This window comes from Spirulina subsalsa PCC 9445, from assembly GCF_000314005.1.
Taxonomy (GTDB): domain Bacteria; phylum Cyanobacteriota; class Cyanobacteriia; order Cyanobacteriales; family Spirulinaceae; genus Spirulina_A; species Spirulina_A subsalsa.
The window spans coordinates 3,092,715-3,111,238 of record NZ_JH980292.1 but is presented as its reverse complement, the minus strand read 5'-3'; the positions used below and the strand labels follow the sequence as shown (position 1 = coordinate 3,111,238).

Genomic DNA, 18,524 nt, shown 5'->3' with positions numbered 1-18,524 from the left:
GGAGCGAATGACTAATAAGGGTGAAAAAATCGGGTTTCTGGTTCAATGATTCTTAAACAAGATTAGCTCGCAAAAATTAAGCGCCTACGGCTTCTTTTGCCGCATAGAATACTTCTAAGCTAATCTCACTTAAACCTCGCTCCCGGGCAAACTTTTCTGTATTGCGTTTGACTTTACCCCGTACAAAACCGGGGACTTGATTTAAGGTGGCTTGGGCTTCTTTAGTCCAATTCAAATCAGAATCGGCGGACATTCCTTTGGTGATCACTTCCTTGGTATCATGACCGCCAAAGATTTCTAAGAGATGATCTTCCATGCCCAAGGTAAAGGAATTGTAGACTAAATCGGCGACTTGATTAGTGCCTTCATAGCCGAGGAAAGGACGGTAGCCAATGGGGAAGTTTTGGATGTGAATGGGGGCGGCAATGACTCCGCAGGGGATGTTTAAGCGCTTGCCGATATGACGTTCCATTTGGGTGCCGAAGATGGCGGCGGGCTCCAAACGGGCGATCGCATCCCCAATTGCTCCGTTATCATCACTAATCAGCACCTCGTCACAATATTCGCTCACTTGCGCCTTAAACCAGTCAGCGTCATATTTGCAATAAGTCCCCGCTAAAACAACATGAATCCCCATCTCCCGGGCTAAAATCTTGGTCATCGCGGCCGCGTGGGTGTTATCCCCAAAGACGACGGCCTTTTTCCCGGTGAGGTTTTGGCAGTCGATGGAACGAGAAAACCAGGCCGCTTGGGAAACATGGCGCGTTTGATGGTCAATATACCCCTCATAATCTACCCCAGCGCCTTGTGCATTGAGTAGCTGTTGAATTTTGCGGATACACCGGGCTGTTTCTACTACTCCCATCGGGGTAATATCAACAGAAGGCATCCCGAATTCTTGTTCTAAGTATTGGGCGGTCATTAAGCCTAATTCCCGATAGGGGATTAAGTTAAACCACGCTTGGGGGAGGTTTTTGAGGGTGTGAACGCTGGCCCCCTCGGGGATGACGGCATTAACTTCAATGCCTAAGTCAGACATGAGGCGTTTTAATTCCGTGCAGTCGTGTTGATTGTGGAATCCGAGGGTGGAAATCCCGATGATATTAACGCTAGGTTTTGCGGTTTTCTCAATGCCTAAGTCCCCTTTTTTGCGGGCTTTTTCGAGGTAAAACTGAACGATTTGTTGGAGAGTGCGATCGCCTGCTTGTAATTCGTTCACCCGGTAATGGTTCACATCCGCTAACAACACATCCCCCCGTGCGTCCAACTGAGCGCGGTCTACAAAGTTTTGTAAATCCTCTTGGAGAATGCTAGAGGTACAAGTGGGGGTGAGAACAATCAAATCCGGCGACTCTTCCCGATCTTTGCGGGTGATATTATCCACCACCTTTTCTTGAGATCCCCGCGCTAAAACATTCCGATCTACCACACTAGCCGTTACTGGAGTAAAATCGCGCTCTCGTTCCAACATCGAACGCATCACATTAAAATAATCATCCCCTAAAGGGGCGTGCATAATCGCATGAACATTTTTAAAAGAACTTGCAATCCGCAGGGTGCCGATATGGGCGGGGCCTGCATACATCCAATAAGCCAATTTCATAGAATCTCTGCCTCCAGTGGGTTGAATGCGGCTCGATTTTTTGGCCTGCATTGCTAAAGCATTTTCTCAGATAGGGGAATTTTATGTTTCATCCTGCAATGGGCCATCAGAAGGGCTACAAGTGGCTACAATCCCTAGTTTGGCGAGCTTTTAGGGGATGGTTTTAACAACATTACAATTGTTTAAGTGCAATAATTCTTAAATTTTTGCCATAATTATTTGCAGAGTTTAGTAGGTTGGTATGGCTGAAACGTCAAGGCTAAAATCTAGAACTCACAGAGAAAATCAGCCCCTAGCCCTCGAAACTCCTTGTCATTCCCTCGCCCCCTCTATCCTAGGGAGCATTATTCGCCCTCAGTTCTTGCTCAAAAATCCCAAATAAGGTACTTTGCGAATAGGTTCTTACTCATACCGATTCAACGTTAAATATGATTTTATCTGCTCAAACCAGCCCGTCGCTTGTTGGTGATATTGAGATTCAATATCTGCATCACAATCAACCTATTTATAATCCCAACTTTGACCCAGAAATCATTGACGGGTTGCAGAAAACTCCTAAAACCTTGCCTGCTCGTTATTTTTATGATGCTAAAGGTTCTCAACTGTTTGAGCAAATTTGTCAACTTCCCGAATATTATCCTACTCGTACCGAAGCGAGTATTTTACAAAACTGTGCTGATGAAATTGCTGCCATTACTGGAATTTGTGAAATTGTGGAGTTAGGCAGTGGCAGTTCTACAAAAACCCGTTTGTTGTTGAATGCCTATCAACAATTGGGGGAAGCCGTGCATTATGTTCCCATTGATGTGAGTGCAGAGATTTTAGTAGAAAGTGCCAAACAATTGGTTACAGAGTACCCAACATTAAAAGTGACTGGATTAGTTGGCACTTATGATGAAGCCTTAGAACAATTGATAGAAACGACTCCTCCGGGGCGCTTGGTGATCTTTTTAGGGAGTAGTATTGGGAACTTTACTCCCCAAGCTTGCGATCGCTTTTTACAAGAAGTTGCCCAAGGATTACAACCGGGAGACTACTTCCTACTTGGGATTGATTTACAAAAATCTCCTGATGTGCTAGAGGCGGCCTACAATGACAGTCAAGGAATCACAGCCGCTTTTAATTTAAATATGCTCGAACATCTGAACTGGCGCTTTGATGGCAATTTTGACCCAAGTTTGTTTAAACATCGGGCGATTTATAACAAAAAAGAGCATCAAATTGAGATGTATTTAGACGCGCAAAAAGACCATCAAGTGAGTTTAAATAGTCTTAACTTAAACTTGGATTTTAAAGCAGGAGAAACCATCCATACAGAAATTTCTCGTAAGTTTAACTGGCAAACATTACCCGAATATTTAACTCAACAGGGTTTAAACCCGATTCAGGGATGGGTTGATGAAAAAGAGTGGTTTGGTTTAATGCTCATCAATTCTCAAAAATCGCCCCTCTCGCTTCCAAATCTAACCAAACCATTGTAGAAAACCAACGATTCTCCCCAAAGCGGGTATTTTCTACACAAGCGCCCTGTAAATTCACGCCGCGCAAATTAGCCCCCCGGAGATTGGCATTTTTTAAATTCGCCTCCCGCAAGTCGGCATTACTTAAAACCGCCCGTCGAAGATCCGCATCGGATAAGTCCGCTTGACAGAGAAAGGCCTCCCGGAAATTCGCCCGACTGAGAAACGACTGACTAAAATTCACCTCTCGCAAGTTAGCACTGTGTAAATTCGCGTCAGTGAGATTCGCCCCGGTTAAATTTGCCCCGACTAAATCACACCCTTTGAGAATGGACTCAATGAGGTAGGTTTGCTCTAAATTACTGCGTTCGAGTGTGGCTTGACATAAATTCGCCCCGCTTAGATTCGCTCGTCGTAGATTGGCGTTACTCAAATTCGCCCCGCGTAAGTCTGCACAACTCAATTCCGCCCCTTCTAAATTCGCCCCAATTAAAATGGCTTCAATTAAGTTGGCCTCTAGTAAATTTTTGCCCTGTAAATTCGCCCCCCGTAAGTTGGCGCGACTGAGTTTGACTTTGGGTAAAACGTGGGCATAGGTGAGGAGTTTTTTTTGATGATCTACACCTAACACGGAACTCAGGGGAAGATAAGCCCGTAATTCTTCCTGTTCCTGCTCATTTTGGGCATTGTCCCACAGAATACGCCAAGCGGACTCTTGTAGTGTCCCTTGACTATGATTGAGGACTTGATAGAGAACGCGGCGACCCTCTTCTCCGTAGTTTAGCGTTTCTTGCAGGGCTATAGCTTGGGTCGTGCGATCGCCATTGACAATTCTCTGTTTTACACCCTCTAGCCCCCCCAACACTAAGCCCTCTAGAGGAATCGCCATTCCTCCCAACACAGCATCATTAGAATTGGGTTGATTTACATTTGGGGTCATCAGCATTGCCTCAATTAGAAAACCCACTCAATCACTACTCTGTCATTTTGACATGAATTTTAAGTTTTGTGAAACCTGCGCCCACTCTCTCAGAAATCTTCCTAGATTTGGCTGAATTTCTAGAATAGATGGCAGTCAACCTTCAGGATCTCGGTAAGCTAATAACAGGCATTTTTTATTAACATGACAAAATCAAAGCAAAAAAAAGGGGGTTGTGGTTGTTGTAGCATACCCATCTCTGTTCTCATTCTCGGTCTAGGTTTAGGGATTTGGGGCTGGACAAAACTCCATGATTTGGGAGTCCCCCAAGCGGTGTTAAGCTATGCCGTTCAACAGATCCCCTTGGAGGATTTTCTCCCTGATTTTATTCCTTTAGCCTCCCCCACAGATCCCCCTATTGTTAACGCATCCCCGAGTCCTCAAGCCACCGCGCCTTCGACGATTCTTTCTCCGATTCCGGCAGTTACAACCTCTCCCACCTCTCCTCGACAACAGGAGCAAAATTTACGGGGAATTTATATCAGTCGTTACCAAATTACCAATAATGCGAGTGAACAAATGATCCGGGAACGAGTGCGTTATTACCGTTCTAAAGGGATTAATACCATCATTCATGGAGTTTGGGGAAATGCTTGCACCATGTACCCCAGTGAAGTGATGGCGAAAACATTTAATTCCCGCAGTTGTCCCAATCAATTCCAAGATCAATGGCTAGATTGGTTAATTGATGAAGCTCATAAACAGGGGATGGAAGTTCATGCTTATTTTGAGAAAGGAATTAAAATTGACGAGGATAGTCCTCTGTTTGATTTAGCGGTTCAGCGCCGATGGATTGTCGCCGGGGTAGATAGAACCCATCCGGGGGTAGATCATTATGTGTTAGATGTGAGTGTGCCGGAAGTGGCTCAATATATGACGGATATTTTAGTAGAATTTGTGCAGAAATATCCCCAAATTGATGCGGTGCAGTGGGATGATTATTTAGGCTATCATGCCGAATTACCCGGACAAGTAGACCGCACAGAAAAGCTGACTAATTTTGTGCAGAATATGATTGAGGCGATGAGAGAAGCGAATCCGAATGTCAGTTTTGATCTGGCTCATCATAATCCTTATTGGGCGAAACAATATTTTGCGGCGGACTGGGAAAATTGGGATATTGACCGGGCTTTTATTCAAGTTTATGCGGAGGAAAATTTTCAAGATGAGATGAAATATGTGGAAGCCAGTAATGGAATTGCTATCACAGAACGGCAATTTAATCAACTGGAAAACTTGGTTAAAAATCCCAGAGTGGAGAGTATTTTACTGTTTCCTTTAAGTGGAAAGCCAGAGGAAATGGCGGCGACTTATTATGATTTAGTTCAAGGCTTTTAGGTAAGGTCTGCTGAATATCCCTCTAAGAACTGTTACTAGGACTTTTAGCCGTTTATACCAAATTAAATAGACTTGAGGGCAAAAACCTGAATTTCCCCTGTTCCTTCCCGTTCCCTGTTCCCTTGACTTCTAACGTGGGGTCTTAACTTGTCAAGATTGAGCAAGCCCTAGTCAATCTTATTGCCTATTCCCCTGTTGCCGTCCACCAAGCTAGAGCATAAGCTTGAGTGGGTTCGTTAGCTTGGGTGTGGTACTTAACGCGGATTTTGTAGCGTCCCGTTTCGGGAATTCGACAAAAAATATGTTCTACACTATCCACCTCACTGACAGAAGAACAGATACTTTCTTCCGTTGTCTGGGCATCCAAGGGGAGGAGATAGAGATTTAAGTCATTTAATCCCCGATCATGGAAACTATCTCCCACGGTAAATAAACCTGTATTGCTCTGATCATTTAACTCCACTAAACGATGCCAAGCGAGGGTAAACGCGGCATAGGTTCCCCCTTTTAAGGGCTTTTCTAAGACATAATCCTGCACACTATTAACGGCCACAGTGCCATAATCCCAACCGATGGGGGGAACTGGGGCAGAGGCTGACCACTGACCGGGACTAAACTGTTGATAGGCACGATAGGCGTTTAAATGGCCGGTGCCGATTTGAATATGAAGGGGAATTTTGGGATCTTGGGCGGCATCCCCTTGAAGCCAAGTTTCATTTTCTTTGGTGTGGAGGGTGCGACTCATGCCTAAATAGCGACCATCTCCGGGATCTTTGAGTTTATCGGCTGAGTTGAGAAGAACCGCCTTCATGACTTCACTCCGTCGGGCATCGGTGGTCCATTGAGGGACTTTGGCGGCGAGTTGGCGATCGCCGAATTCCTGTAATAACGCTACAGTCCCCACCACATGGGGCGCGGCGAAGCTGGTTCCCATCACCGGAACCGCTTGTCCCTGTAGGTTATAAACTGTAATTTGGCTCCCGGGTGCCACTAAACCAATGGAACGACGGGGCCCGACATTAATTTCCCGGAGGATTAAACTCCGCCCAATGCCTTCGGGTGCATCACTTAAATTAGAAAAATCGAGTTTTGTAAAACCATCCTCCCGGGGTGTGGAGGAGGCGACATTAATTCCATTAAAATTATCCGTCGGAATGGGAATCCCCCCACTCCCTTGATTCCCGGCGACTACATAGAGGGTATTATGAACCCGAGAAGACCAATCCACACAGCGCGTGAGGAGAGCATTTCCGTCTAAAATCGGGTCAGGTCGGGGATCTCGGCGCAAAGGTTCGCCAAAACTAAAGTTAATCGCCCGCACATCTCCCCCATTTTGGAGGGCGACGTGCTGGGCAGACAGACATTCTTCCGGTTGTCCTCCATGTCGCAGGGAACCAATGGCAGAAGAGTATAAACGCGCTCCGGGGGCCACACCTGTTAGGGCTTTATCTTGACTCACCATGACCATTGCAACCATAGAGGCATGGGTATCTAAATTACTATTGGCTTTAGCGGGACTATCTTGTAAAAAAACTCCCGTCACGACAACGGAACGTAAAGCGGCCGAGGAGGTCTTATCTAAGCCAAATTTCCCCGGTCGTCCGACTTCCACTTGACCTAAGCCAATTTTGCGCCCAATCAGGTTGTAGGGGGCTTGATGGAGTCGTTGGGCTACAATGCCGCGATCGCCTGTAGACTCCTGCAAAGCTTGCACAGGAACGACCAAGCCCACACTGGCCAAACTACCCAATAACCAGACTAATCTTTTGCTCATTCCTCTAACAGCGCTTCCTGATAACATCTTGCTCTCATCTTATCGAAAAACACTTTGATTTGAGTGGTGTACAAAAGGGGGAGGTTCAAGGGAGTTGACCCAATTGTTCCGTAGGGACTTGCACCAATGTTAATGGGTCAATGGGTTGGCTGTTGCGGCGAATCTCGAAATGTAGATGGGGGCCAGTAGAGAGGCCGGTGGATCCCACTTCTGCGATCGCCTCTCCCTGTTTAACAGGCTGTCCTTCGCTCACATACAGCTTGCTAGCGTGTCCGTACAGCGTCGTTAAACTATCCCCATGATCAATCACCACCGTTCGCCCATAGCCCCCATACCAGCCCGCAAAAATCACCGTCCCACTATCCGACGCATAAATTGGACTGCCCACCTCTCCCCCAAAATCAATCCCCCCGTGTAAGCGTCTCCCCCCTAACACCGGATGTTGTCGCCAGCCAAACCCACTGGTCACAGGCCCCTGATGGGGTACCGCAAAGCGACCCGTTCCCCCTAAAATAATTGGATTGCTGCCCCTAGCCCGTTTTTGGATTAAACGGCTAATCCCCTCCGAATCCTCCGCCAGTTTTTCCTGAACCGCTTTCAGGGCGGCTAAATCCCCCCCCAACTGGTTCAATAATTGTTGTTGAATAGCAAATTGGGCTTCAATATCGGATTTTTGCGTTGCGATTTGTTGGGTTAATTGGGCAATTTTTTCACTTTGCTGTTGTACGCTGTCCTTTTGTGCCTTAATTTTGTCGGATTTTTGTTGTAATTTGGCCAGCTTTTCCCGATCCGCTTCATAGACCAACTTTAACCGGGCGCGACGGTCAAAAAAATCATTTAAATCCTCACTATGGAGCAAAAAACGCCAACCTTGACTACTCAGGGATTGACGTTGCAAAAAACGCAGCCTTGCCACCGTTGCCTCTAATTGGGGAGCATAGACTTGTCGCTCTTGGTTTAATTGGCTCGATAATTCTTGTAATTGGCGATTATTCTCATCTAGCTCCGTTTGGTAATAATTCAACTGTAAGTCCATAATCTGGATATTACGCTGTAAATTATCCAAATAACGCTGGGCGGATTGCTCAATTTCTGTGAGATGGGTTTGTTCTTCTGTGAGTTCAGTCTGTTGTTCGTGGATTTTCTCCTGCCAGTGTTGTAATAAATTATTCGCTGGAGAGTTCGCCCAGGCCATCGAGCTACAGCCCAACCAGACCGCAACGAATAGGATCAGGCAGAGTAGCCATTGATACAAAAAAATGGTAAAATGGGCTGGCTTGTGATGATTCATAAATAAACTGACGCTTGGAATATACAAAAGATTAAAATTAACAATAGGGGTAATTTAATCAATTGTTATTTTCACTACAACCGTAGATTGACTTATTTCTCCTTAATGATCAAATGTTGCCTTATCTCCCATAAATGTGATTTATCTTTACAAACATTTGAGAATTCTTTGCCTAAACTGGGGAATAGGGGTGCGACCCTACTTTTAAAACTGTTTATTTGATAGAACCCATTATGATTCCCTGTCCTTGTTGTTCTCAACAGATGCTGATGTATGCTCAAAAGGGACGAGCCTATTGGTATTGTCCCCATTGCAGGCAGGAAATGCCCGACCTTTTGAGCGTGTTGATGACTAAATATCATCAACGGTTGCAGGGTGAGTCTTTGCACAAGACTTTGACAAATAACACTTTGACAAATACAACCGAACCCGTGGCCACTTAACCCCGGAACTCTTGGTCTAGACGAGGGCAACCCCATCCTTCTGAAGGCCTTGTTTCCACTGTTCTAAGTCTGCCAAGGCGCGATCGCGGTAAACGCCATATCTTTCTCGTTTACCGCGTATTTTATGCCCTAAAGGAGGCAAAATCCCAAAATTCGGGGGCATAGGTTGGAAATGTTTCGGGGAGGCCGACGTGATAAACTCCAACAACGCCCCCATCATAGTGGTCGGGGGGAGAATCACTGGATCTAAACCCAGAACCAAACGCGCCCCATTCGTTCCCGCCAGCCACCCCCCAGCCGCCGCCGCCGTGTAGCCTTCCGTCCCCACTAACTGCCCAGCCGCCAAGAGAGAGGATCGTTGCTTAAACTGTAAAGTCGGTTTTAGGAGTTCCGGGGAATTAATAAACGTATTGCGGTGCATGACTCCCATCCGCACAAACTCCGCCTGTTCCAAGCCCGGAATCAGGCGAAACACCCGTTTTTGTTCCCCCCAGCGCAAATTCGTTTGAAAGCCTACCATATTCCACAGTTGGCCGGCCTTATCTTCTTGGCGCAACTGCACCACCGCGTAGGGGCGTTTCCCTTGGTTTTCGGGAGCCTTAAAGTCCCCCAAACGGGCATCAAACAAGCCCACAGGTTTCAGGGGGCCATAGCGCATGGTATCTTCTCCCCGTTGGGCTAACTCTTCAATGGGTAAACAGCCCTCAAAAAATTTCGCCGTCTCTCGCTCAAAATCCTTCACCGGGGCTTGTTCTGCGCCACAAAGTTCTTGCCAGAAATGCAAATACTGCTCACGACTCATGGGACAGTTGAGATAGGCTGCCTCCCCCTTATCGTAGCGGGAGGCCAGGAAGGCAAGGTCATGATTAATCGAGTCCCCCACCACAATGGGGCTGGCCGCGTCGAAAAAGCTCATATAGTCCAAGCCCGTAAAGCGTTGTAGGTCTTCTGCTAGGGCGGGACTGGTCAGGGGGCCAGTGGTCAGGACAACGACTCCCTCCGGGGGGATAGCGGACACTTCCTCCCGTTGTAGGGTGATGCGGGGGTGCTGGCTGAGGGTGTGGGTGAGGTCGTCACTGAATACCCCCCGATCGACGGCTAAAGCCCCCCCAGCCGGAACAGCGTGTTGATCCGCTTTTTGAATAATAATCGAGTTTAACTGACGGAGTTCAGTATGGAGTAGTCCGGCAGCGCGATCGCTTGCCATTGCCCCAAAGGAATTACTACAGACCAACTCGGCCAAAGCCTCAGAGTGATGGGCTGGACTACTACACACCGGACGCATCTCATGGAGAACCACCGAAACCCCCGCCTCGGCAATTTGCCAAGCGGCCTCTGTACCCGCCAATCCACCTCCGATTACATGAACAGTCATTTTGAACCTCTAACACTCAGTCCAGAAATTATAGCGTTAGCTCATCGTCGGGAAGCCCCGCACTGTACGAATGTCAGTGTCGGGATGAAAGACGGTTAATTGAGGGGTTCGATGCCCCGAAAATTAACCAACAATCATTTACTAGGGAGTGACGATTTATCCCTACATATTGTACAATAGGTTCATGTCAATAAGCTACTATTCGTGTTAAACCTCAACTATGTGGGTTTGTAACGGATAGGGGCGTTGCTGCGGCGATGATAGTCGAGCAGCGTGGACTTGCAGCCCTTCCTGGGTCACGCTTCGCGAACGGACTGGGGGTCAAGCTGCCTGTGGAGGAAGAGGTTATCGGGGATGTCCCTAAAAAGACATCTAGAGCCTCCCGTAGAAGCAGGAAGGCCTCATAGTGATATGGGGAAGCCCGCACCGTACCCCTAGGGTCGGTGTCGGGAGGATGTCACTGACCTAATTAAAACCCCTCCCCCGAAAGGAGGGGGAGGGATTAAGTGACTCTAGATTGCACTCACGGGGATTCTACACTTGGGCAGGAGGGAATTCCGCAAACGAATCCTCTTCTTCTTCGAGAATGACATGAGTGCTACCATTGCTGCTGTTCCCGTTTCCGTTGCCATTACGCGGCACAATCAGACCATATCCGCCATGATTGCGAATATAAATCACGTTGATTTCATCGCTGTCACTATTGCGGAAAACGTAGAAGTCGTGATCAATAATCTGTAATTGATCCAGCGCGTCCTCTACAGACATGGGGGGCATGGCAAAGTACTTCATGCGTACTACTTCAGGAGGAAGTTCAGGTTGGCGATCGCCGATTAAATTTTCATCAACAGGTTTTTCCTCAATCACCTCACCTGTTTTGACCTGAGCATGAACTTTCTTAAACAGATGTTTCTCTTTGTATTTCCGCAGTTGACGGGCAATTTTATCCGCCACTAAGTCAATGCTGGCATACAAATCTTCACTGCTTTCTTGCGCCCTGATGACCGTTCCATTAGCGTAAACGGTCACTTCTGCTTTATGACTATTACTGATCCGGGGATTGCGAGCCACCGACAAATGAACATCAACTTTTGTGGTGATATTTTGGAAATGCCGAACTGCTTTTTCCAGCTTTTCCTTAACATAGTTGTGGATGGCTTCAGTGACTGCAATATTATTGCCCTGGATTAATAGCTTCATATCGATTACTCCATTTAAGTCTATTAAGTCGAACAGTTGAATGACTCCCGAACAGCAAGGCTTTCATGCTGTTTAATGTGGAGTGATTCAGGAAACTACTCGTTTCTTTGCATTAAGCGAACTCTGTGAGAATTGAACTGCTTCAGCCTGAAAAAAATCTATACATCTGCAAATCACAATTCCGCGAATTACAATTGTATCAGAAATTGTAGATCAGCAATTCTAGCAGAATTCCCTCAAGCAAGTCGGGAGTAGCAACGAAGCCAAAAGCCGTGATTAGACTGTATTTTCCGAGTCAGGATGTTTTTGGGGGTTTTTCCGAAAAGTATCTTTCTTTTGAACATGGATCGACAGAGATTTACTGCTTTTATTGTGACTCTCATTCCCATAATATAGGACTGACAGTTTTTGCATTTTTTTATGTATGCAATCCTCCTGCTTTTATTATAGCATGAACATAGCTCCAAGAATGAGTTTGAGCTTGGGAAAAAGTATGATGAGATTGGGCGGATGGCCTCCTTTTTCTGACCTTCTTTTTTTTGATCTTCTTTTGACCTTATTTTGACCCTGTTTTAACCCTGTTTTGACCTTGTGCGTTAGAATAACGCCTCATTGTTCTACCTTCACCCTAGCACCTTGTATTCCAGAGAACCTATTCCCTTGACTTCTCTTCATGTTCCGTTGCATCTCTTGACATTTATGAGATTGCCCGAGAATGTGGTAATCTAAACAGCCCAAGGAATTTGGGGTTGATGTGCCTTCTGCCCGAGTGCAGACGATGCGGGATAACGCGATGGAATCAGAGAAGGCGAATCGTCAAAAGTCTCGATTCCGTTGTGATCCTTGCGGTTACTGATATTAGTCCCCTTTTAGCCATGATAGATCGACCCTCTGTTCCCGATCCTAAGCCGCGACGCTGTGTAGTGAAACAGTATGGCTGCGTTCCCTATGCGATCGCCCTAGCCGAACAACGCTCCCTCCTCACCCAACGCCTCCAAGATCCCCGCCTAGAGGATCTGTTATTGTTGTTAGAACATCCCCCCGTTTACACCCTAGGCACCGGCTCCGATCTGGCTTTTGTGAAATTTGACCCCCAACAAGACCCCTACGAACTGCACCGCACGGAACGGGGGGGCGAAGTCACCTATCATTGTCCGGGTCAATTAGTGGGCTATCCTATCTTGAACTTACGTTACTATCAGACGGATTTACACTGGTATTTACGGCAACTCGAAGCCGTGATTCTGCACGTTTTGGCGGACTATGGTCTGAAAGGCGATCGCATTCCGGGCTTAACGGGGGTGTGGGTCGAAGGCTACAAAGTCGCCGCCATTGGGATTAAAGTCAAACGTTGGATCACCATGCACGGTTTCGCCCTCAATGTCTGTCCCGATCTCCAAGGCTTTGAGCGGATTACTCCCTGTGGGATTAGCGATCGCCCCGTCGGCCGTCTCAGCCAATTTATTCCCACCCTCACCGTCGAAGCAGTCCGACCCAAAATTATTAGCGCTTTTGCCCATGTGTTTGGTGTGGACATAGTAGAAAATTAAACCTAATGAGCGATCAATTCCCCCATCTTCCTAGGCGAGATAGGGGAAATTTATTGTGGTCACGAGAATATACATTTACCCCCCCGAACATATACAGGCCGTAGTCATAATGAAATAGTATTGCTTCGATTGGTCAGAGTTACTGTGGTGGGAGAGGTTCTTGGATAATCCTTTCCCGCTTCTTTTTGTCTTATAGCATTTCCCCGTCTGTGATGATTCACTTTTGTAGAGGATCTGTTCCCTATTCCCTCAAACCAGAGACTCTGCACCTCACCAGTAGGAGAATTGCTACATTCTCCAATGGGAAAAAACAAGAGGAAAGTTAAAAATGTTTTCACTTTCCTGACGTTCTGAAGAACAATCGTTAATCTGAGGGAAGGTTTGCCCCTTGATTCGGGTAGACCGTTGTTTTCACCCCCTTAAGTTAATGCTATATAGTCTCAGTCATCTGCCTTACTGGATTATCCTCGGCGTTGGGATTGCCTTATTCCTGTTTGTCATTGCATCCGGTGGCGGGGATGATGAGCTAGATTTAGACGGGGAGCTTGAGGTTGGCAATGGCATCCTAGAAGCCGATGCAGACCCCGATTTAGAAAGTAATGGGGAATTTAGTGCCGCTCAAGTTTTAGGTTGGTTAGGTGTAGGAAAAGCCCCCTTAATCTTGCTGCTGGCTACAAATTTAAGTCTTTGGGGGGTGACAGGATGGGTCGTGAATACCGTCGTGGGGTCAATCACCGGGGAGATTCCCGTCACCTTTTGGGGCTGGGGAGGGGTGATTTTTGGCACCACCCTGATCTTCAGTTTTTATCTAGGGAGTTGGATTGCCCGTCCCATTGGTTTACTGTTTGCCCCCTTTGGAGAAGATGCCAGTGGCGATCGCCTAATTGGTTGTATTGGCACCGTCACCTCTAAAACCATTCCCCCCATTACAGAGGGAAAAATTGGTCAAGTCGATGTTTCAGATCCCAACCATAACCTCGTGACTGTTGCTGCCACCCTCCCCGACTGGGCAACCTTTGCACCGCAACGGGGACAAAAAGTGATTGTCGTGGATCGTCGTCCCCATAGTTATCAAGTGATTGCGAAAGATAGCTCCGATGAAGATCGGTGGCTTGCCAATCACTCAGAAATTCAAGATTCTTAACCCAATTTACCGAAACGTTCTATGAAACTTTGGCTCAATTTACTCCAATCTTTACCCACCCTCGAAGATGAACACAATCAAATTTTCGAGCAGGTTGCTATTCAAGAAAGCGAGCCAATTATTATGGCTCAAACCCAACCAGCCTCCCCCGTCCAAGCCCAAACTCCCGGCGGCTTAAATACGGGTTTATTTGTCCCGGCCGGCACCGTTCTATTTATTTTTGTCCTGTTAGTCGTCGCCCTGTGGTCTTACAAACTGGTGTATAACATCACCCCCAATAACGAGGCCTTTGTTCGCACTGGGGGATTATTTACCAAACAGAAAAAGGTGATTATTAATGGCGGTTGTGTCGTGCTGCCCGGTTTCCATGAACTCACCCGGGTACCCTTACGGGAGATTAGCATTGATGTAGAACGCACTGGCCCCCTCGCTGTGCGGACTCAGGACTATTTGCGGGCGAATATGCGCGTCACCTTTTATGTCTGTATCAATGCCGATGAAGAAGATGTGAGCATTTCGGCCGCTCGTTTGTCGAAAAAAGGGATGATTTCCGAGACAGATATTAAAGATGCCCTTGAAAAACGGGCAGATGATGCCATTCGTGCGGCCGCTAAACGGAAGAGTTTAGCCGAAATTGACTCCGATAAGTTAGGGTTTGCGGATGAAGTTTTGAACTTAATTCAACAGGACTTAAAGAAAGTTGGTCTAACGTTGAACAATATCGCCATTTCTGAGATTGAGGAAAGCGATACTTATGACGAAAACAACTTTTTTGATGCCCAAGGGGTGCGGCTGAGAACCGAAACAATCCAGCGTTCAATTCAACAAAAACGGGAAGTCGAATTAACAACTCGTGTCACCATTGAAGAGCAAGAACTGGATGCCGAGCGGAAATCGTTGACCATTGCCAAAAACAAAGAAGCCGCCAAGATTAACCAACATGAAGAAATCGAGTCGTTGCGCTTAACCCAAAACCAAAAACTAGAGGCCTTAAAAGCCCAACGGGAGCGGGAAATTCAAGAAGCGAAAGACCAAGAAGCGGCGAAAATTGAACGGAATAAAATCCTGCAAAATCAAGCAGTGGAAGAGGAAGAAATTCAGAAAAAACTGGCCATTCAACAGAGCCAAATCTCGGCTAATATTGCCCTAGAGGAACAGAACAAAAAGCTAAAAGTTGCCCAAGCCATTCAGAAACAAGAGGCCGAAGTGGCAGAAATTACCCGACAACAGGCTGTAGACGCTTCTCGCTTGCGGGCGAAAATTGAGGTAGCCCTAGCGGAACAGGAATCGAGCGTGGCACAACAGGAAGCGGGGATCGCCATTGCCAACAAAGAAAAAGAACGATTCCTCGCCGATGCCGAACGCGCCGAGGCAGAATCGGCGGTGCGCACTGCCCAAGCGGTAGAACAGGCGGAACGGGAACGTCGCCTCTCTATGATTGAAGCCGAAAAAGAAGCCCAGAAAAAACAAATCGCCGATCAGAATGTGGTGGAAATTGATGTGTTCCGCCGTCGTCGTCAAGCGGAAATTGCGCGGCAAGCGGCGGAACTTGAAGCCGAGTCTATTCGGACGTTAGCGGAGGCGAATCGATATAAGGCGATCGCAGAAGCCGAAGGGAAACGCGCCCTCATCGACGCAGAAAACGCCCTCAGCGACGCGAACCGCACCGCAGAATTAATTAAAACCCTCTTCCCCGACGTGGCCGATCATCTGCCCGAACTCGCCAAAGCCCTCGCCCCGCAGCCCGGAGTCTTGGGGGATGCGAGGATTTTCGCCTTCCCCAACAGCAACGGCAACGGTAACGGGAACATGGGAGATATTAGTAAACTCCTCCTGTCTACCAGTGGCTTATCCCTCGTCAACACCCTATTAGATGAGGGGAAATTAGGGAATCTCTTAGGGCAAGTCAAACAGGTTTTAAGTAGTCCCGAGGGAAATGGGAATCCTCCCGCTCCCTCTCCTACCCCCAAAACCCAGCCCCCCCTAGCTTCTGAGTCGCCAGAATCTACAGTCTGACCTCAAGCTAGGGAACGGGGAATAGGGGGAGAGGGGGAGGGGGCGAGGGGGAGTTGATAACTTTTGTCTCTTGCCTTTTACCTTTTCCCGACTCCCTAGGGCGCAAGCATTGCGCCCCTACACCGATTCCCTCTCTTCAGGGAACAGGGAACAGGGGGGGAGAGTTCCCGGACTCCCGACTCCCGACTCCCTATCCCCCCTGTCCTCGCTGGCGATTGTACCCGATGAGGCATTTCGCCCCCCACCAGGCCGCAACGGCAAAGACCAAACTCACCCCTACGGCTAGGATGAAGGGATGGCAGGATTGAACTGGGGTTTTTGACCAAGGACAGGAAACCGGGTCTTGCCAGATTAAAGCGGAGGTGGAGGCGATAATAGCACCTGTGGCAATGCCAACCCCAAGGGCTTGGATTTTGTCCTGAAGTTTCTCGTTTTGTTCTTGTAGGGTGCGATCGCGCTGAGTCTGTTCGATTTCCACTATACCCCGAAGGGAGGCGATCGCTTTATCCGCTAAACTTGACCCTTCCACAAAGTAGTTCAGTTCGTCCCCTATGCGGGTTTGGAAATAGGGAGAAGTGCGAGTGCCAAATTCTTGGAAAAAATCCAGTTCTCCCCCCTGTAAATCATAACCCTGCTCTTGCAGTGTATTCACAATCTCCCCCAATGTCACCAGATAATTTTTGGTATTAATGCTAATCGTATTGCGACAGTGCTTGTAATTGCGCAACAATCGCGCATATTCTAAATCTAATACAGCCAACTCCTTTAAAACGCTTTTGAGTTCCCTTAATTCCCCCTCGCTCAACTGTTGCCCGCTACTTTTTTGGCTTAATAAACCTTTAAAATTCTTGACTTTTTTCTCTAAATCTGTATAGGCTTGGTAGGTTTTACGGTACAGTGTCCGAGTTTCGCTATAAGCTGCAAGAACCTTATTGCGATAATAGAATAAATTGATGAACCGCTCATAGGCATCCACAAACTTAGCACTTGCTAACTCATCACGCCAGAGAAGAACCAAAATATGAGGTTGTATCTCCGCTTCTTCGACTAAATTGGCATCTAAAACTTGACCGCCAAACTGAAAAATCGGGCTACCGAATACCTCTCCCCAGTGGTATAAAGGAGGGCGTTTGATTTTGCGGGAGGGCATCAACTGTTCTAAACAACGGCGGGCAAATTCTTGTAAATCTTGCGCCTTTTGATTCGTTTCTGTTGCGGGTAAAAATGCCGTTAACAGCAGGGTTTGTCCTAATGAGCTTTGGACAAAATCCGGGAGAAAAATTTGTTCTTCTGTGTTTAAGTTTCGCCAAAAAGTTAGGGGGACTTCTGGGGTTTTTTGCTGATATTCTTGTTCGGGACGGCGTAAATTAATGGTTAAACTATAGCTATCATAGAGGCGATAGGTTAACACTCGTCCGGTAATTTTGAGGTCAGAATAGGGCAGTCTTCCCGCCAGTTTCAGGCAGGTTTGGGGGTGGAGGTTAACGTAAGCGCCGGGGGGTTCTGGGGAGGCTTCAGGATAGCCGTAGAGGTGCAGACGTTCGTGGAATCCTAAGCGCTTTAAGATTTCATCTCCCTTTTGCCATAGTTGGTGAGGATTGGAGACTAGAGAATCGGTTTCTCCTGTCAATCCTCGCCAGAGATGAAAGGCAAATAAATGTAAATTGGGAGCATAAAGGAGGGGGTTTATCGGTGGTTGTGAATCCATCGGGTTAAAGTTTGACGAACGTAGGAGAACAAGGAGATAGTTTGGGGGGTTGGGGCGGGAAGGGAGAGAATCACTTGGTCAGGTTCTTCGACGATTTGAAAGTTGGGAATTGTCCATTGTATCTCATCGGGTTTAGGGGGTAAGGGTTCGTCAAATTCTTTCCGGTTTCGTTGGGCGAGTGCTTTTTTAAAGGTTGTTCGGGCTTGGGGAAATTGTTTCATCCAGTCAACAATTAAAGCAGAGGCTTGTTCTTGATCATTTTCTGAGAGTTGCTCTAAGTTTGCGGCTAACTGTTGGGCTTGTGGGAGGATATCTGGTTGTAGGATGGGGGGTTCTGTTTCCAGCAGTTGGGCAAACATCAGCAGGGTTTCTGTAGAATCTTTCATGGTTTTTTCCTTACTATTTTTCTATAGATTATCCGTAGGTTAGGCATAGGAAAAGTGCAACCCAACACCTAACTAGGGCTTGCTGAATAAGTCCGAGAGTTGGGGAATCGGGAGTCGGGAGTCGGGAGTCGGGAGTCGGGAATAGGCAATCGTGCCAGTTTTAGATGATCTGTTCCCTGTTAAGAGTTCCCTGTTCCCTTGTTGAGCCTAGCATCTGGTGTTATTCAGCAGACCCTAACTATAGATGATTCGTAGGT

13 protein-coding genes are annotated in these 18,524 nt (G+C 47.2%); 5 read left to right on the top strand and 8 right to left on the bottom strand.

Features of this window, described 5'->3' with window-relative positions; genetic code table 11:
• Nucleotides 1-76: 76 nt before the first annotated feature.
• A complete protein-coding gene (gene bchB, locus SPI9445_RS0114115; RefSeq protein WP_026079794.1) occupies nucleotides 77-1,603 on the bottom strand; it encodes a ferredoxin:protochlorophyllide reductase (ATP-dependent) subunit B in 1,527 nt (508 codons plus the stop codon).
• 428 nt (nucleotides 1,604-2,031) lie between these two features.
• Between bchB and egtD the strand changes: the two genes are divergently transcribed.
• On the top strand, nucleotides 2,032-3,084 hold the full coding sequence (gene egtD / locus SPI9445_RS0114110; protein ID WP_017305409.1) for an L-histidine N(alpha)-methyltransferase: 1,053 nt from the start codon (nucleotides 2,032-2,034) through the stop codon (nucleotides 3,082-3,084).
• On the opposite strand, the gene SPI9445_RS25625 is transcribed toward egtD, so the two are convergent.
• Nucleotides 3,032-4,003, bottom strand: coding sequence for a pentapeptide repeat-containing protein (locus SPI9445_RS25625; protein WP_017305408.1), 972 nt, complete (start codon nucleotides 4,001-4,003; stop codon nucleotides 3,032-3,034). The genes egtD and SPI9445_RS25625 overlap by 53 nt on opposite strands.
• Before the next feature lie 183 nt (nucleotides 4,004-4,186).
• Between SPI9445_RS25625 and SPI9445_RS0114100 the strand changes: the two genes are divergently transcribed.
• Nucleotides 4,187-5,380 (top strand): family 10 glycosylhydrolase, encoded by a 1,194-nt coding sequence (locus SPI9445_RS0114100; RefSeq protein ID WP_017305407.1) that lies wholly within the window; start codon nucleotides 4,187-4,189, stop codon nucleotides 5,378-5,380.
• 184 nt (nucleotides 5,381-5,564) lie between these two features.
• Here the strand turns inward: SPI9445_RS0114100 and SPI9445_RS0114095 are convergent, their stop codons facing one another.
• The 4 genes from SPI9445_RS0114095 to hpf form a co-directional block, all read right to left on the bottom strand.
• On the bottom strand, nucleotides 5,565-7,154 hold the full coding sequence (locus SPI9445_RS0114095) for a S8 family serine peptidase (protein ID WP_017305406.1): 1,590 nt from the start codon (nucleotides 7,152-7,154) through the stop codon (nucleotides 5,565-5,567).
• A gap of 85 nt (nucleotides 7,155-7,239) precedes the next feature.
• Complete coding sequence (locus SPI9445_RS25620) at nucleotides 7,240-8,445, bottom strand: murein hydrolase activator EnvC family protein (protein ID WP_071525292.1); 1,206 nt, start codon at nucleotides 8,443-8,445, stop codon at nucleotides 7,240-7,242.
• A gap of 459 nt (nucleotides 8,446-8,904) precedes the next feature.
• Nucleotides 8,905-10,263 carry an FADH(2)-oxidizing methylenetetrahydrofolate--tRNA-(uracil(54)-C(5))-methyltransferase TrmFO gene (gene trmFO, locus SPI9445_RS0114085; protein WP_017305404.1) on the bottom strand — a complete coding sequence of 453 codons (1,359 nt, stop codon included), beginning with the start codon at nucleotides 10,261-10,263 and terminating at the stop codon, nucleotides 8,905-8,907.
• A 534-nt stretch (nucleotides 10,264-10,797) separates the two neighbouring features.
• Nucleotides 10,798-11,463 carry a ribosome hibernation-promoting factor, HPF/YfiA family gene (gene hpf / locus SPI9445_RS0114080; RefSeq protein ID WP_017305403.1) on the bottom strand — a complete coding sequence of 222 codons (666 nt, stop codon included), beginning with the start codon at nucleotides 11,461-11,463 and terminating at the stop codon, nucleotides 10,798-10,800.
• An 875-nt stretch (nucleotides 11,464-12,338) separates the two neighbouring features.
• On the opposite strand from hpf, the gene lipB reads away from it, so the two are divergent.
• From lipB to SPI9445_RS0114065, 3 genes are all read left to right on the top strand, one after another.
• Nucleotides 12,339-13,013 carry a lipoyl(octanoyl) transferase LipB gene (gene lipB, locus SPI9445_RS0114075; RefSeq protein ID WP_033374771.1) on the top strand — a complete coding sequence of 225 codons (675 nt, stop codon included), beginning with the start codon at nucleotides 12,339-12,341 and terminating at the stop codon, nucleotides 13,011-13,013.
• A gap of 427 nt (nucleotides 13,014-13,440) precedes the next feature.
• Complete coding sequence (locus SPI9445_RS0114070; protein WP_026079792.1) at nucleotides 13,441-14,157, top strand: OB-fold-containig protein; 717 nt, start codon at nucleotides 13,441-13,443, stop codon at nucleotides 14,155-14,157.
• A 21-nt stretch (nucleotides 14,158-14,178) separates the two neighbouring features.
• Nucleotides 14,179-16,173 (top strand): SPFH domain-containing protein, encoded by a 1,995-nt coding sequence (locus tag SPI9445_RS0114065; RefSeq protein WP_017305400.1) that lies wholly within the window; start codon nucleotides 14,179-14,181, stop codon nucleotides 16,171-16,173.
• A gap of 190 nt (nucleotides 16,174-16,363) precedes the next feature.
• Here SPI9445_RS0114065 and SPI9445_RS0114060 read toward each other — a convergent pair whose 3' ends face one another.
• Both SPI9445_RS0114060 and SPI9445_RS0114055 read right to left on the bottom strand, forming a co-directional pair.
• On the bottom strand, nucleotides 16,364-17,881 hold the full coding sequence (locus SPI9445_RS0114060) for a hypothetical protein (protein ID WP_017305399.1): 1,518 nt from the start codon (nucleotides 17,879-17,881) through the stop codon (nucleotides 16,364-16,366).
• Nucleotides 17,860-18,267, bottom strand: coding sequence for a hypothetical protein (locus SPI9445_RS0114055; protein WP_017305398.1), 408 nt, complete (start codon nucleotides 18,265-18,267; stop codon nucleotides 17,860-17,862). The genes SPI9445_RS0114060 and SPI9445_RS0114055 overlap by 22 nt, the downstream gene beginning before the upstream one ends.
• Between the last annotated feature and the right edge of the window lie 257 nt (nucleotides 18,268-18,524).